This is a genomic window from Hylemonella gracilis (assembly GCF_004328645.1).
GTDB classification, from domain to species: domain Bacteria; phylum Pseudomonadota; class Gammaproteobacteria; order Burkholderiales; family Burkholderiaceae_C; genus Hylemonella; species Hylemonella gracilis_B.
Genome location: NZ_CP031395.1, coordinates 1,510,669 through 1,526,333 on the forward strand (window position 1 = coordinate 1,510,669; position 15,665 = coordinate 1,526,333).

Here is a 15,665-nt window from a genome sequence, read left to right on the forward strand (position 1 = left end):
CGGATGCATGAGGAATTGATTCATGCCGAAACCCTGCATTCATCTCAATCAAACAAAGGAAACCTTCATGAAAAAGAACACCATCGTCGCCGCGGTCACGCTGACCTTGCTGCTTGTGTCCGGCTGCGCCGTGACTCGGGGGCAGGAAACGGTTGGCGCCTACATCGATGACACCACCATCACCTCCTCCATCAAGGCGCGTTTCATCGACAACAGACAGGTCGATGCTTCGAGCATCCGGGTCGAAACCCTCAATGGGGTGGTTCAACTGTCGGGGTTTGCCAAAAATACGATGGAAAAAAGCACCGCGGAGAGCATTGCCAGCGATGTCAAGGGCGTGAAGTCCGTCAAGAACGAAATCGCTGTTCATCCGTGAGCAGTGGAGGTTTGTCGAGGAATTTCTTTCACATCAACCAAGGAATCACCATGAACTGGGACCGCATTGAAGGTAACTGGAAACAGATCGCCGGCAAGCTCAAGGAGCAATGGGGCAAGCTGACCGATGACGAGCTTCGTGTCATGGCCGGCAAGCGCGACCAACTGGTCGGGAAGATCCAGGAGCATTACAGCCTGGGCAAGGAAGATGCTGAAAAACAGGTGACCGTCTGGCAGTACAAGTTCAGCGATTTGTGGTTTGACGCGGAAAAGCAGCTCCAAGCAATCAAAAAGTAATTGCGGATTTTCCGATGACGACATAGTCGCTGGAAGTTGACCAGGAAGAACTTTGGGCCATCGTGTGCGCTTGCAAACATGCCAGCGCGCATAATGGCCGCGCCCGCTGCCTGTGTGTTTGCACTTGAAATCGGCTTGGCGCAAAGTTTGATTTCAGGAGGTGGCTGACATGGCGACGGTTTGATCATGGATCCGCGCGATCCGTTGAGCAATCAGCTCCTGGCTGCTCTGCCTGCCGAGGATAGGCGGCGCTGGCAGCCCCAACTGGAGTCTGTCGAATTGAAACTCGGGCAGGTGATGTATGAATCCGGCCGCGAGCAGGACTATGTGTATTTCCCCACGTCGGCCATCGTCTCCCTGTTGTATGTGACCGAGAATGGCTCGTCGGCCGAGATTGCCGTTGTCGGCTTCGAAGGCATCGTCGGTATTGCGCTGTTTCTAGGCGGGCAAACCTCACCCAGCCGGGGTGTGGTGCAGAGCGCGGGGCAGGCGTTTCGCCTCAAAGCTAGCGTTATCAAGGAAGAGTTCAATCATTCCTTGCCGGTCATGCATCTGATGCTGCGTTACGCCCAGGCGCTCATCGCGCAGATATCCCAGACCGCCGTCTGCAACCGGCATCATTCCGTGCAGCAGCAACTTTGCCGATGGCTGTTGATGAGCCTGGACCGACTTCCGGGTAATCATCTGCGCATGACCCAGGAACTGATCTCCAACATGCTGGGCGTGCGGCGCGAAGGCGTGACAGAAAACGCGCACAAACTGCAGCAAGCGGGCCTGATCCGCTATGCGCGCGGGCATATCGAGGTGCTGGACCGACCAGGCTTGGAGCGGGTCGTCTGTGAGTGCTATAGCGTCGTCAAGAAGGAATACGACCGCCTGCTGCCCGCAGTGATCGCAATCTGACAATTGCAGAAGCCAACTCTGCGCGCGTCTTCAGATGCGCAGCCTTATGTGTGCTGCAGGACAGTCATCCGCAACCTACATCGGTAGGCTGAGATTGCTAGGCCAGGGTTTCGGGTGCATGCTTGCTTTGGTGCACATGTCGCCGACTCTCGCCGGTTCAATCTAACGGAAGCCAGCATGACAAGCCTTGGAAACCATCTGGTGCAATCACTGCCGCGCAAGGATCGGACCCGGTTTCTTTCTGAATGCCGGTCGGTCGAACTGGCGTTTGCCGAGATCCTCTGTGAACCCGGTGAACCCATGGACCACGTCTACTTCCCTGTCAACTGCGTTATCTCCTGCGTCGCATGCAAGGAAGGAGAGCCCAACCTGGAGGTCGGTATGGTGGGGAGCGAGGGCATGCTGGGGGATCATTTGGCCTTGGGTGTGTCGTCAGCCCCGTTCCACGCCTTGGTTCAGGCCCCCGGTCTGGTCTGGCGGATGAGGCGTGACCAGTTCCTCCAGCAACTGCGCGAGAGTGCCGCCTTGCAGCGTGTACTGCAGCGCTATCTTTACGTGCGTTTTGTGCAATTAGGCAATCAGGCGGTGTGTGCGCATTTCCACCAGGTCAATCCACGGCTGGCGCGCTGGCTGCTCATGAGCCAGGATCGTTCACACGCTGACAGTTTTCACATGACGCATGAGTTCATGGCCTATCTGCTGGGCGTGCGCCGCGTTGGCATCACCAAGGCGGCAGGCAGCCTCCAGCGCGATGGCCTGATCAAATACCACCATGGTTTCCTGTCCGTGCTCGATCGTCCGGGCCTGGAGGCCGCCGCCTGCAACTGTTACGCCAAGGATGTCGCGGTTTACGACAAGCTGCTGCCTTGAGTTTTGGCGGTGACCTTGCCAATCAAGTCCGCAACTGTGCGCTAACGCACGGAAGAACGGAGCCTGGATGCTTAAGCTGCTCAGGGACAACCATCTGGAGAATGCCATGAGTCTGGGAACCCTGTTGCTGATCGTCCTCATCCTGATGCTGATAGGCGTCGTTCCCACTTGGCCGCACAGCCAGAACTGGGGATACATGCCAAGCACTGCCCTGGGCGTCGTCGTGCTGGTGATCCTGGTGCTCTTGCTCATAGGGCGCATCTGACCCGCTTCAGGGGCATCTGACCCTTCCAATGCGCGTTCGCATCTGAAACCCATGACCTGAAATGAAGCCACGTGCAGGGGCGCGGGTCCGGCGCGCACCCGCATCGATGGTCCGACTTACACCAGTCTGAGTCTCTCTTCAGAGACCAGTCCGCAGGGATGACCCTGACTGATTCGTCATTCCCGGGATGACCCAGACATATGGCGCTTCAGTGGCGCGGATGCACCAGCAGAGGGGTCATGGCTTGGCGGGTTCTGGTGATGGTGGGTCTGCTGGAGGTGGGCTGGACGGTGGGGCTGAAAAACACCGAAGGTTTCACGCGGCTCTGGCCGAGCGTGGGCACGGCGGCGACCATGGTGGTGAGCATCGGCCTGCTGGGCCTGGCCATGCGCACCTTGCCCGTGGGCACGGCCCACGCCATCTGGACCGGCATCGGCGTGGTCGGCACCGTGGCCCTGGGCATGTGGCTGTTCGGTGAGCCGGCGACGCTGCTGCGCCTGCTGTGCGTGGGGCTGATCCTCGTGGGCATCGTCAGGCTGAAGCTCATGGCCTGAGGTTCATGGTCACTGGCCCCAGACAAAAAAGACCGCCTGGGTAGGCGGTCTGGCAAGGGACAGACAGGGACTTGGGTTGCCGGCCAGAACGGGCCTCAGCTGCACAGCGCCCGGATGTCGGCTGGGATCGGGATGGCGCGGATGCCCACGCCGTCCTCGCGCCGCGCGGCAAAGATGCGGACCTCGTCGCATTCCATGATGAGGTCCATGCCGCCCTCGGCGGCCGCGTTCTCGCGTTCGATGCGGTAGCGCTGCACGAAGCTCTTGTCGCGCCATTCGGCCACGTGCACGCGGATGTGCAGCAGATCGCCGTAGCTGGCCGTCTTGACGAAGCGCGCATGCGTGTCGACCAAGGGTGTACCGATCAGGCCCAAGGTTTGTTCGGTTTCGTGCCAGGGCGGCACGCCGCTTTCGATGAAGAAATGGCGCGAGGCCGCGTCGATCCAACGGAAGAAATTCGGGAACCAGACGATGTCTGCGGGATCGCAATCGCCGAACTCGACGCGCTGGAGATAGGTGATGGTATTCGACATGGTGATGTTCACCGCTCGCCGCCGGGCTGCCCCAAGGCGAGCGACGGCCCCCAACCCAAGCAAAGCGCAGGACAAGCCTTTGCCTGGGAGCAGCGACTCGTGCAACGGCGGAGCGTGGGGGCCACCATTCAATCGCCCTTGATGCCGCGTTCGCGGATCAGCTTGCCGAAGCGCTTGGAATCCTCGTCCGCCTTGGCGGCAAACTGTTTGGGCGTCATGGGCGCTGCGGCGCCGCCCACGGCGTTGATGCGCTCCTTCACGGCGGTCGTGCCTAGGATTTTGTTGATCTCGGTGTTCAGGCGCGTGACCACGGCGGCCGGCGTGCCCGCAGGCGCGTAGAAGCCGAAGTAGCTGTCGGCGTCAAAACCCTTGAGGCCGGTGGCCTCGTCCACGGTGGGCGTGTCGGGCACGATGGCCGCGCGGTGTGGGCTGCCCACGGCCAGCAGCTTGAGCTTGCCCGACTGCACGTGCGGCAGGGCGATACCCGGGTCGAAAGAGAAGTCGATCTGGCCGGCCAGCAGGTCGTTCAGTGCCGGGGCCGCGCCCTTGTAGGGCACGTGCAGGGCGTCGGTGCCGGTCATGCTCTTGAACATTTCCCCGGCCAGGTGGGGCGAGCTGCCGTTGCCCGGCGAGCCGTAGGACAGCTTGCCCGGGTTGGCCTTGAGGTAGGCGACGAATTCCTGGGCGTTGTTCACCGGCAGGTCCTTGCGCACCACCAGGAAGACAGCCACGCGCGCGACCGCGGCCACGGGCACGATGTCCTTGGCCGGGTTAAAGGGCATCTTGTCGTAGATGTGCGGGTTCACCGACACCAGGCCGCCCGAGCCCATCAGCAGGGTGTAGCCGTCTGCCGCCGACTTGGCGACCGCGTCGCCGCCGATGTTGCCGCCCGAACCGGCGCGGTTTTCCACCACCACCGGTTGACCCATCACGTCCTGCAGCGGCGCCGTGACCAGACGGCCCAGGGTGTCGGCCACGCCGCCGGGCGGGAAGGTCACGATCACCTTGACCGGTTTGTTCGGGTAGGCCTGGGCGGTCGCTTGCAGGGGCAGCAGGCCCAGCGTCAGGCCGCCGATGGCGACGCTGGCCGCCAGCAGCGCGCGGCGCAGGCGGGAGGTGGATGGGTTTGTCATGGTGATGTCTCCTCGGTTGAAAATCAGGTGCTCTTGTTCTTCATCGCGGGCCTGCGCACCCAGCGTATGGGTTGGGCCTTCAGGGGGCGCGCTGGCGCGCCGTGCTGCGCCAGCGTCTTGTCCAACGCCTGGCCCGCATCGTCGGTCAACGCGGCTTGGCGCGCGGCGGCGATGGCGGCCGCGCGCGCCGTGTCGTCGTTGAAATGCGGCGCGGTTGCCAGATGGCGCACCACGTGCAGCAGATTGTCCTTGCCACGTTCGTTGGTGCTGCCATAGCCCTTGATCAGGCGGCCGCACTGGGCGATCTCGAAGCCGCTGTCCCAGTGCCGGGTCGTCTGCCGGGTCACGGCCTGCAGCCATTCGTCGATCAGGGCCTGCTCGGTCACGAAACGACTGCCGTGCGGGCGCAACCACTTGAGCCTGCCCAGCAGCCGCAAGGCCAGCATGCCGCTCACCGTGTGCGTGCCAATTTTCAGCGGCAGCGCCCAGGGTGTCTTGCCCGCCAGCGCGCGGCGGCGGTCCCAGGCCAGCAGGCGCTGGGCCAGGCGCTGTGGCAGCAGGGCCGCGAACTCGGGCACGCCGGGCTTGAAGTGGTCGTGGAGTTTGAGCAGGTCTGCATCTTTGGCCTTGACTTCGCCCAGCACGCGCTGCCAGCGGGTGGCGCTGCTTTTGAGATCGGCCACGCGCACGATGTCGTCGAAGGCCATCCACAACGCCAGCCAGCGCGCCATCTCGCGCGTGACGGCCCAGCCGCGCCGGCCTTGCGGGTCACTTGCGCGCTCGGCTTCCAGCACTGTGTGCAGGCGTTCCAGGTAGCGCTGCGCGTAGGCGGCATTTTGGTACTCGGTCAGGCGTGCGCAGGCCAGCGCGATGAGTTCGTGCAGCGTCGTCGGAAAACGTGCCTCCACCTCGGTCGGCAGGGCGGGCGCCGCCTGCGCGGCGCTGGCAACCGGGGCGGATGGCGTGGGTGATGCGCTCAGCACCTGGTCGATGTAGCGGGCCTGTTGGCGCTGCGCGTGCACGGCCTCGAAGCCCAGGGCGAAACCGCGCAGGCTGGCTTGAGCCATGCTGCCTTCACCACCGATGACGTGCTCGTAATCCTCGCGCTTCATGGGCAGCAGGCCGCTGGCCGCGATGCAGCCCAGCAAAACGGCGCTGACCACGGTGCCGGCCTGGCGGGTCAGTTCCGCCATGTCGATCAGGTGATGGGCATGGCTGTGCGCGGCGACGAGCTGCGCGAGCTGCGCCGTGTCGCGCCGACCGTCGCCCAGCTGCATCTTCTCCATCGTCGTCAGCGTGCGCGCGGTGGAGCTGAGCACCAGGGTGCGTTCACGGCTGGCATGGCCCAGGCTGAGTTGGCGCGCGGTCTCCAGCAGCTCGCTGGACACCAGGGCGTCCAGCCGGCCGGGCATGGGGTAGAGGCCGAGCACGGGGCGCAGGCCGTTCAGCTCGGACTGGGGTGTGGGGAAGACTTCAAGGTAATAGGTGGTCGCGCCCGTGCGCTGGGCCACGCCGGGAATGGAAGTGGCCTGGACGGGGTAACCCGCGTGGCGCGCGGTCTCGACCAGCCATTCGGTCAGCACGCCGCCGCCTTCGCCGCCGAGGGCGCAGAGCAAAAGAGAAATGGGTTGATTCATAGGATGTTTTGCCGCCGGGCCGCCCCAAGGCGAGACGCTGCCCCGAATCCAAGCGAAGCGCAGGGCAAGCCTGCGCTTGGGGGCAGCGCAGAACACGAAGTGGCAAGCGTGGGGGCCATGTCTTTCAGGCGGGTTGCAAGGCTTTGATGAGGGGGCGACGCAGGGCGCTGAGCAGGCGTTCATGCCAGCGCGGGTTCTGCACGACCTCGGCCCGGTAGAACGATGGGCAGAGCGTGGCCGCGTGCGCGTTGGCGCCGCACAGACCGCAGCCCACGCAGCCGTCGATCACGGTGGCCACGGGGTCCACTTTCAGCGGGTCCGGGTTGTCCTTGAGCGTCAGCGTGGGGCAGCCCGAGAGCCGGATGCAGGCGTGGTCGCCGTTGCACACGTCTTCGTCCACGCCGTACTTCACGCGTTCGACGCGCTTGCCCTTTTTCAGCAGGCCCGCCAGCCAAGGCTTGATGCGGCGCTGGCGTTCGAGCTGGCATTCACCTTCGGCCACGATGACCTTGAGGCCGTTGAAGTCGGAGGTGAAGGCATCCACCAGGGTCTTGCGCACGTTCTCCACCTCGTAGGTCGTGACAGTGCGCAGCCATTGCACGCCCAGGCCCTTGAGTGTGCTCTCGATGGTCTGGTTGGTGTGGACCACGCTGGCGCGTTTGTCGCTGGCGCTGGTCTTGGCTTCCTCATCGGGGGTGGAGATGATGTCTTGCGTGCCGGTGGCCGAGGTGTAGCCATTCTTGAAGATCAGCAGCACGGCGTCGTCGCCGTTGAAGAGCGCGCTCTGCACGCCGGTCAGCAGGCCGTTGTGCCAGAAGCCGCCGTCACCCATGACCGAGAGCACGCGCCGGTTCATCATTGGCGACACGCCCGCTCGGCTGGCCAGCGACATGCCGTAGCCGAGGATGGAGTGGCCGAAGGAGAAGGGCTCGAAAGTGGCCAGCGCATGGCAGCCGATGTCGCCCGCGATGTGCACGTCGCCCACCTGCTGCTGCGCGATCTTGAGCGCCGAAAACACGGGTCGCTCGGGGCAGCCGATGCACATGCCTGGTGGCCGGCCGGGCAGGGCCTGGCCCCCGTCCTTGGCGATGTCCCGGGCGATGGCGGCGCGGCGCTCGCGGTTGCCGACCAGCCATTCGGGTACGGCCGCTGGCAGCAGCTCATTGCGGTACAGCTTCAGGAATTTCTCCAGGCCAACGGCCATGACCTCGGCCGAATATTCGCCCGTCGCGGCCAGCATGTCCTTGCCGTGCAGCGGGGTCTGGATGTCTGCGCGGCGCAGCATCGTGGCCAGTTCCTGCTCGATGTACTCGGGCTGGCCTTCCTCGACCATCAGCACGGCGCGCTTGCCCACGCAGAACTCGGTCAGCTCCTCCGGCACCAGGGGGTAGGTGACGTTGAGCACCAGCAACGGGATGTCGGTCTGGCCAAAGGCGTCGGCCAGGCCGAACTGCTGCAGGGTGCGGATCAGGGTGTTGTAGAGCCCGCCCTGCACCACGATGCCGAGGTCGGTGTGCTTGCCCGGGAACAGTTCATTGAGCTGGTGCTTGCGCACATAGGCGCGCGCGGCCGGCAGGCGCTGGTCCACCTTGAGCTTCTCGTGGCGGAAGGTCACGGGCGGGTGGGCCAGGCGCTCATAGTTGAAGGCGGCCGGTTCTTCCATCAGGGAGCGGGTGGAGATGCGAGGTGCGCGGTTGTCGCGTGCCGCGAAGCTGCCGCGCACATGGCAGGCGCGGATGCGCAGCTCCAGGATGGCGGGCATGTTCGAGGTCTCGGACAGTGCGAAGCCGTGTTCCACCATGTCGACCATGCATTGCAGGTCGGGCCGTGGGTCCAGCAGCACCATGCCGGATTTGAGTGCGTAGGCGTGGGTGCGCTCCTGGATCACGCTGGCGCCCTCGCCGTAGTCCTCACCCACGACGATGAGCACGCCCCCCGTGACCCCAGGCGAGGCCAGGTTGGACAGTGCGTCGGCCGCGACGTTGGTGCCGACGATGGACTTCCAGGTCACCGCGCCGCGCAGCGGGTAATGGATGGAGGCGCCCAGCATGGCGGCGGCCGAGGCCTCGTTGGAGCAGGCCTCGACGTGCACGCCGAGTTCGTCCATGTAGCCCTTGGCCTGCACCATCACGTCCAGCAGGTGCGAGACCGGCGCGCCCTGGTAGCCGCCGACGTAGGACACGCCGGACTGCAGCAGGGCCTTGGTGATGGCCAGGATGCCTTCGCCATGGAAGGTCTGTCCCTCGCCCAGCGCCAGGGACTTGATCTCCTGGCTGAATGAAACTTCCACGCGCGGGTCTCCTCTTGCGTTCGTTGTTCTAGGGGCCGCCTTCCAGCCGCAGGGGCCTGAAAGCTGCGGCAGTGTCTCGCGGGGTACGACATTCTTCAATAGCATCTGCGAGATATGTAATATGAGCAACATGCATATCAACGAGCTGGACCTGAACCTGCTGCGCCTGTTCGACGCCACCTACCGCCTGGGCAGTGTCAGCCGCGCGGCCGAGGCCGTGGGCCTGACTCAGCCCGCGGCCAGCCACGGCCTGGGCCGTCTGCGTCTGCTGCTGGGCGACGCGCTGTTCGAGCGCCGGGCCGGTGGCGTCAAACCCACGGCGCGGGCCGATCGGCTGGCCGGCGCGGTCCGTCAGGCCCTGGGCACCCTGGAGGCGGCGCTGAATGAAAGCGCGGCCTTTGACCCGCGCCAATCCACTCGCACCTTCCGCCTGCACATGAGCGACATGGGCGAGAGCCGCTTTCTGCCCGAGCTGATCACCACGCTGCGTGAACGCGCGCCCGGCGTGCGGGTGCAGACCCTGCCGCTGCCGCGTGACCAGATCGGCGCGGCGCTGGACGAGGGGCGCATCGACTTCGCCTTCGGCTTTCTGCCCATGGTCAAGGACACGCAGCGCGTGCAATTGCTGCAGGACCGCTACATCGTCATGCTGCGCGCCGGCCATCCCTTCCTGGCCGTGGCCCGCCGCAAGAAAGGGCCGGCCCTGGTGGACGCGTTGCGCACGCTGGAGTTCGTCGCCGGGCGCACCCACGCGGACACCTTGCGCATCCTGCAGGGGCTCAAGCTGGAGGACCGCATCCGCTTGACGGCCGAACATTTCATGGCCCTGCCGGCCATCGTGGCCGTGACCGATCTGGCCCTGGTCATGCCGCGCAACATCGCCCGGGGCTTCGCGGCAAATGGCTACGCCTTGATGGAACCGCCGTTCCCTCTGCGCGATTTCACGGTCTCCTTGCACTGGAGCCGGCGTTTCGAGGCCGATCCGGCGAACCGTTGGTTGCGGGAGTTGATGGTGGGGCTGTTCGCGCAAGCGGCGCAGGCCTGACGCCGCAGGCCCTGGTGCCAGGCGCTTAGGTGTGTGCGCTGCCGGCGCCCAGCGCCGGGCCGCCGATGCCGAACGTCTCGGCGAATTCCGGGGCCGAAACCGGCCGGCCGAACAGGTAACCCTGCCCCTCTTCGCAGCCGAAATTTTGCAAGCGCAGGCGCTGGGGCGCTTTTTCAATGCCTTCGGCGATCGTTTCCAGGCCGAAGCTGCGCGCCATGTCGAGAATGGCCCGTACCACCGAGGCATCCCGTTCTGATTCGATCAGGCTTTGCACGAAGGAGCGGTCGATCTTGATGCGGTTCAGCGGATAGCTCTTGAGCAGGCTGAGCGAGGCGTAGCCGGTTCCGAAATCGTCGAAGGCGATGCCGACGCCCAGGGCCCGCAGGCGCCGCAGCGTGTCAAGCACGAGCGCATCGTTGTTGAGCACGATGTTTTCGGTGATTTCCAGCTCAAGCGCCTGCGGCGGCAGGCCATGCCGCTGCAGCGCCGCCGTGACCTGTGCGGGCAGGTCGTCTACGCGAAACTGCGCGCCGAACAGGTTGACGCCGATGCGGAAGTTCTGGGCGCCGTTTCTGCGCCAGAGCGCTGCCTGGGCACAGGCTTCGTCCAGCACCCAGAAGCCGACGACCGCCGCCAGCGGCCCGCCTTCCAGCGCGGGCAGGAAGGCGGCAGGAGACAGGAGCCCGCGCTGAGGGTGGCGCCATCGGATGAGTGCCTCCGCGCCGGCCAGCGCACCGTTGTCCAGGCGGATCTGAGGTTGGTAGAACAGCACGAACTCGCCCTCGTCGACCGCGCGGTGCAGTTCGATGGCGTAGAGACGGCGTGCCACGGCTTCCATGCGCAGCGCCGGGACGAAGACGAACGTCTGCCCACGGCCGTGGCGCTTGGCCTGGAACAGGGCGAGGTCGGCGTTGCCGATCAGTTCCAGCGCTTCCTTGGCATGGACGGGCGCAAGCGCCACGCCGCAACTGGCCGCCACGCGCACCTGGTGCCCGTTGACGACGACCGGATCGGTGATGCGCGCGATGGCGGCGCGGGCGCAGGCCGACGCCTGTTCCGGGCTCGTCATGCCGGGCAGCAGCAGCGCGAATTCGTCGCCACCGATGCGTGCCACCGTGGCCGGCTGAGGAGCGGACTGTTCGAGGCGACGGGCGATCTCTCGCAACAGGGCATCGCCCACTTCGTGGCCCAGGGTGTCGTTGACGTCCTTGAAGCCGTCGAGGTCGATCATCAGCACCGCCGCAGCGCCAGCGCGTGCCAGCGTTTCCTCGGTGCGCCGGTACAGGCAGGCGCGGTTGGCCAGGCCTGTGAGGACATCGGTGTTGGCTTGCCGCCGCAGTTCCTCCTCCCCGCGCTGGCGCTCGGTGATGTCCTGCAGATGGGCATTGAGCGTCAGGCGTCCGTTCTCGCGCCAGCAGAACACCGACAGGCCGAGCAGGAATTCGCTGCCGTCCTTGCGCATGCCGTGCATGCCGCCGGGAACGGCGAGCCCGTCCACCGAGCCCGCCGCGGCGACCCGCGCGATCAACTCGCGCACGGTGGTCTGGTGGCGTTCGCTGACCAGTGTCTCGACCTGGCGGCCTGTGCCTTCGTCCGGGTCATAGCCGTGCAGGGTGGCCGCGGCATCGTTCCAGGCCACGATGCGGCCCTGCTCGTCGAACCAGACGACCGCAGTGGGTGAGTTCCTGGCGTATTCCTCGAACGAGTGCCTCGATTGTTCGGTCGACAGCTCGAGGCGGCGCAGCTCAAGCCGGTCGGCGGCCATCTTGGCGAGTTCACGCAGGCGGGCGCGGTCTTCGGGCGAGAAGTCATGGCGCGGCCGGCTGTCGATGAGGCACAGCGCGCCCAGGGCATGCCCTGAGGGCGAGCGCAAGGGGACGCCGGCGTAGAAGCGCAGGCCGGCCGGGCCGGTGACCAGTGGATTGTCGTGGAAGCGCTCGTCCCGTGTCGCGTCGGGCACCACCATCACCTCGTCCTGGGTGATGGCGTGCGCGCAGAAGGAGGCGTCGCGGCTCATGTCGACCTCGCCGTCCAGGCCGGTGCTGGCCGCGAAGAAGACATGGTCGCTGCCGATCATGTTCACCGCGGACACAGGCATGTCGAACATTCGCGCGGCGATCCGGACCACCGGTTCCAGACTGGGCAGGGGGTGGTCGCCGCGCAAACCGTATTCGGACAGGGCCTTGAGCCGCTCCTGTTCCGTCTCCAGTACGGGTGGGCATTTCATGGCCTTATCGTCCACCGTTGAAGCCCGTCAGCCAAGGGAGCGCCAGGAATATAAATGCGTCCGGCGTGATAAATATGCCCGGCGCAGGCCTCCCTGTGACGCCAGTGACAATGGCCCCGATTCTGGCAACTGCGGGCTCAAAGCGCACGATGCCGGGTCGTTTCATGGGCAGTGACACTCGGCATGCGGCTGGCCCCGCTGCCAGATTCTTACAATCTCCCGTATTCCCGGGAAAAACACATGAGCATCAAGAGCGACAAATGGATCCGCCGCATGGCCGAGCAGACCGGCATGATCGAGCCCTTCGAACCGGGGCAGGTGCGCTACGCGGCGGACGGCCACAAGATCGTCAGTTACGGCACCAGCAGCTACGGGTATGACATCCGTTGCGCGCGCGAGTTCAAGGTGTTCACCAACATCCACAGCACCGTGGTCGACCCGAAGAACTTCGACGAGAAGAGCTTCGTGGACATCGAGAGCGACGTCTGCATCATCCCGCCCAACAGCTTCGCGCTGGCGCGCACGGTCGAGTATTTCCGCATCCCGCGCAATGTGCTGACCATCTGCCTGGGCAAGAGCACCTACGCGCGCTGCGGCATCATCGTCAACGTCACGCCCTTCGAGCCCGAGTGGGAGGGTTACGTGACACTGGAGTTCAGCAACACCACGCCGCTGCCGGCCAAGATCTACGCGGGCGAGGGCTGCGCCCAGGTGCTGTTCTTCGAGAGCGACGAAGTCTGCGAGACCAGTTACAAGGACCGCGGCGGCAAGTACCAGGGGCAAAGCGGCGTCACCTTGCCTAAAACCTGATTGCCCAAAACCTGATGCCTCAGGGCCGGCGCTGCGCGACCTTACCTGAAAACCTGAGGCGTCATGCGAGTCGAGGGAACCTCGGACTCGCTGAGACCAGGGACTGGGTGCACATGATCGCGTTCCGGCGCCAGTCTTCCTGGAATGGCCCCATGCAGCTCGCTGAACCCGCGCATTTCAGCCCTGTCGTCGCGGGCTTGCGGTTTTCCGAGCTCACGGACGACTTGAACTTCAAGCGCGACTTCAAGCTGGTGGGTGACAGCCTGGGCATGTGGTGCAGCTTCGTGCTGCAGCACACGGGGCTCAAGGCCGGCCTTGTCGAACGCTTCCGCAGCGTGATCTACATCTTTCGCGAAGGTCGCGAGATCTCGCAGGACCTGATCCAGACCCGGTGTTCGCGTGGTGCCGACATCGCGCGCCAGCTGCGTTTTCCCGAACCGGTGGCCCTGGGCATTTACAGCCTGGACGAACACTGGAATGGCGGTGGTCGGCCCGACCATCTGCAGGGGGAGGCCATCCCGGTGTATGCGCGCATTGCGTTGTTGGCGCAGGTCAGCGATGTGTTTCACACCGCGGGCGGGCGTGAGGCCGCGCTGCAGGAGGTACGGCTGCGCTCGGGCCAGTGGTTCGACCCGGCGCTGGTGCGCGCCTTCGAGCAGGTGGCGCAGGACCGTGATTTCTGGACCCAACTGAGTGCGCCGGAACTGATCCAGTCCGTGCTTGCGCTTGAACCGGGGCGCTATGTGGTGCCGCTGGACGAGGATTATCTGGACGACATCGGGGTTGCCTTCGGTCAGATCGTGGACTCCAAGAGCCCGTACACCAGTGGACACAGCGCGCGCGTTGCGCTCTACACCGACCTGATTGGCGAGACCATGGGGTTCAGCGTCGAGCGGCGTCGCTGGCTCAAGCGCGGCGCGCTGCTGCACGATGTGGGCAAGCTCGGCGTGAGCAACAGCGTGCTCGACAAGGCAGGCACGCTCAACAGCGAGGAGTGGGAGGCCGTCCGCCTGCACGCCGAATTGACCGAATCCATCCTCTCGCGCATCACCGCCTTCCACGAACTGGCCAGGGTGGCTGGCGCGCACCACGAGCGCCTGGATGGCAAAGGCTATCCGCGTGGTTTGGGCGCCGAAGCCACTACCATGGAAACACGCATCATCACCACGGCCGACATCTTTGATGCCATCACGGCCTCGCGTCCCTATCGGGGCCCGACCCCGATCCCGCAAGCTTTGGAGATCATGGACAAAACTGTCGGCACGGCGCTGGACCCCGCGTGTTATGCCGCGCTTCAGCGTGCCGTGGCCCAGGTGCCACAGGCTTGACACGCGGCTGGTTCAGCTTTGGCCGGAGTCCGAGCGCCGCTCCTCAGACGGTCGCCAGTTCCTCGATGGCCACGACCGCGCGGTTGCGGCCCTGGCGCTTGGCTTTGTAGAGCGCCGCGTCGGCGCGCTTGATCAGTTGTTCCATCTGGACCGTGCCGCTGCCCTTGTAGGACGTCGTGCCCGAGATCTGGCCGGCGCGCAGGGGGTTGTAGGCGGCCACGCCGATGCTCACCGTGATGATGTCGCCCGGGACCGAGGTAGCAGCATGCGGGATGCGCTGCGCTTGCACGGCGCCCACGATCTTCCGCGCCAGTTGCTCGGCCCCTGTGGAGTCCGTTTCGGGCAGGATGACGGCGAATTCCTCGCCACCATAGCGCGCGGCCAGGTCGCCCGGGCGTTGCACGGCGGCACGGAGGACGCGGGCTACGCGTTCCAGGCAACGGTCGCCTTGCGGGTGGCCGTAGTGGTCGTTGTAGGTCTTGAAGTGGTCGATGTCGATCATCAGCAGGGCCAGCGGCTGTCCGCGCCGCGTGGCGCGCGCCCACTCGGTGGACAGCGTCTCATTGAACTTGCGGCGGTTGGGCAGATCGGTCAGGGCGTCGGTCTCGCTGATCCAGCGCAACTGCTCCATGCTTTTTTCCAGCGCGGTGGAGCGCGCCCTGAGTTCCGCGTTCAGCGCCGCGGTGTGCATGTTCATGAAGGCCGCGAACAAGCCGACATGCGCCGCCACCATGCCCAGTACCTGCAAGGCCAGGACGCCATAGATCAGTTGCTCGAAGACCAGGAAGAGTTCGGTGAAGTTTTGCGCGAGCACGACCTGCGTGACCATCAACACGATCAGCAGCGACCAGAAGATCACCGGGTCACGGCGGCTGCGGCCGAACTTGTTGATCTGCTTGGTCTGGTAGCGGTTTCGCGCCAGCGCGATCAGACCGAAGGCCGCGACCAGACCAAGCAGCGCCGAATGGACCTGGACCACCCGGTCGGCGTCGGAGCGGGCCAGCCAAAGGGCCAGGGGTTCGATGGCGGTGAGGGTGAAAGGCCAGCTCCAGCGCAGGGCATCGCGCATGTGGCCATGCAACTCCTGCTGGCGCAGGACGGCACATTGCCCGGCATGCAGCAAGGCCAATCCCAGCGTGACCAGGGTGGCGCTGCCGACGATGACAGGCAGCGGCGCCAGGGGTGTGTGACGCAGGTTGACGAGCAGGAAACCCGCGGCGCTGAGGCCGAAGCCCAGCCCCCATAGCAGCAAGTAGGGCTGTTTTTCGCGGCGCCAAAGCAGGTAGAGGCTGATGCCTTGCATCAGGTCGATGACGCCAAAGAAGAAGTATTGCGTGTAGAGATCCAGGTTCAAGATGGACGGGCTCCCGTGCTGCGCCGCCACTGTAACGGTGGGGC

General features: G+C 65.0%; 15 protein-coding genes. 9 read left to right on the forward strand and 6 right to left on the reverse strand.

The features are described 5' to 3' along the window. The first annotated feature begins 67 nt into the window (after nucleotides 1–67). From DW355_RS07170 to DW355_RS07195, 6 genes are all read left to right on the forward strand, one after another. Nucleotides 68–376, forward strand: a complete 309-nt coding sequence (locus DW355_RS07170) for a BON domain-containing protein (RefSeq protein WP_131278841.1) — start codon at nucleotides 68–70, stop codon at nucleotides 374–376. A 50-nt stretch (nucleotides 377–426) separates the two neighbouring features. After that, on the forward strand, nucleotides 427–672 hold the full coding sequence (locus DW355_RS07175) for a CsbD family protein (RefSeq protein ID WP_131278842.1): 246 nt from the start codon (nucleotides 427–429) through the stop codon (nucleotides 670–672). Nucleotides 673–858: 186 nt separating this feature from the next. Further along, on the forward strand, nucleotides 859–1,575 hold the full coding sequence (locus DW355_RS07180) for a Crp/Fnr family transcriptional regulator (protein WP_207388092.1): 717 nt from the start codon (nucleotides 859–861) through the stop codon (nucleotides 1,573–1,575). 177 nt (nucleotides 1,576–1,752) lie between these two features. After that, nucleotides 1,753–2,445, forward strand: coding sequence for a Crp/Fnr family transcriptional regulator (locus DW355_RS07185; RefSeq protein ID WP_131278843.1), 693 nt, complete (start codon nucleotides 1,753–1,755; stop codon nucleotides 2,443–2,445). A gap of 106 nt (nucleotides 2,446–2,551) precedes the next feature. After that, on the forward strand, nucleotides 2,552–2,710 hold the full coding sequence (locus DW355_RS07190; RefSeq protein WP_131278844.1) for a DUF3309 family protein: 159 nt from the start codon (nucleotides 2,552–2,554) through the stop codon (nucleotides 2,708–2,710). 239 nt (nucleotides 2,711–2,949) lie between these two features. Beyond that, nucleotides 2,950–3,264, forward strand: a complete 315-nt coding sequence (locus DW355_RS07195) for a DMT family transporter (protein ID WP_131278845.1) — start codon at nucleotides 2,950–2,952, stop codon at nucleotides 3,262–3,264. Between the two features lie 95 nt (nucleotides 3,265–3,359). Here DW355_RS07195 and DW355_RS07200 read toward each other — a convergent pair whose 3' ends face one another. The 4 genes from DW355_RS07200 to DW355_RS07215 form a co-directional block, all read right to left on the reverse strand. Then, on the reverse strand, nucleotides 3,360–3,797 hold the full coding sequence (locus DW355_RS07200; protein WP_131278846.1) for an acyl-CoA thioesterase: 438 nt from the start codon (nucleotides 3,795–3,797) through the stop codon (nucleotides 3,360–3,362). A gap of 128 nt (nucleotides 3,798–3,925) precedes the next feature. Then, nucleotides 3,926–4,930: a Bug family tripartite tricarboxylate transporter substrate binding protein gene (locus DW355_RS07205; protein WP_131278847.1), complete on the reverse strand. Its 1,005-nt coding sequence runs from the start codon at nucleotides 4,928–4,930 to the stop codon at nucleotides 3,926–3,928. A 23-nt stretch (nucleotides 4,931–4,953) separates the two neighbouring features. After that, nucleotides 4,954–6,567 (reverse strand): indolepyruvate oxidoreductase subunit beta family protein, encoded by a 1,614-nt coding sequence (locus DW355_RS07210; RefSeq protein ID WP_131278848.1) that lies wholly within the window; start codon nucleotides 6,565–6,567, stop codon nucleotides 4,954–4,956. A 124-nt stretch (nucleotides 6,568–6,691) separates the two neighbouring features. After that, nucleotides 6,692–8,857: an indolepyruvate ferredoxin oxidoreductase subunit alpha gene (locus DW355_RS07215; RefSeq protein ID WP_131278849.1), complete on the reverse strand. Its 2,166-nt coding sequence runs from the start codon at nucleotides 8,855–8,857 to the stop codon at nucleotides 6,692–6,694. A 130-nt stretch (nucleotides 8,858–8,987) separates the two neighbouring features. Between DW355_RS07215 and DW355_RS07220 the strand changes: the two genes are divergently transcribed. After that, entirely contained in the window at nucleotides 8,988–9,902 is a 915-nt protein-coding gene (locus DW355_RS07220; protein ID WP_207388125.1) for a LysR family transcriptional regulator, read from the forward strand. Between the two features lie 25 nt (nucleotides 9,903–9,927). Here the strand turns inward: DW355_RS07220 and DW355_RS07225 are convergent, their stop codons facing one another. Beyond that, a complete protein-coding gene (locus tag DW355_RS07225; protein ID WP_131278851.1) occupies nucleotides 9,928–12,129 on the reverse strand; it encodes a putative bifunctional diguanylate cyclase/phosphodiesterase in 2,202 nt (733 codons plus the stop codon). A gap of 240 nt (nucleotides 12,130–12,369) precedes the next feature. On the opposite strand from DW355_RS07225, the gene dcd reads away from it, so the two are divergent. Next, a complete protein-coding gene (gene dcd, locus DW355_RS07230) occupies nucleotides 12,370–12,939 on the forward strand; it encodes a dCTP deaminase (RefSeq protein WP_131278852.1) in 570 nt (189 codons plus the stop codon). 152 nt (nucleotides 12,940–13,091) lie between these two features. After that, entirely contained in the window at nucleotides 13,092–14,267 is a 1,176-nt protein-coding gene (locus tag DW355_RS07235) for an HD-GYP domain-containing protein (protein WP_242671325.1), read from the forward strand. A gap of 43 nt (nucleotides 14,268–14,310) precedes the next feature. Here DW355_RS07235 and DW355_RS07240 read toward each other — a convergent pair whose 3' ends face one another. Continuing rightward, nucleotides 14,311–15,621: a GGDEF domain-containing protein gene (locus DW355_RS07240; RefSeq protein WP_131278854.1), complete on the reverse strand. Its 1,311-nt coding sequence runs from the start codon at nucleotides 15,619–15,621 to the stop codon at nucleotides 14,311–14,313. Nucleotides 15,622–15,665 lie beyond the last annotated feature (44 nt).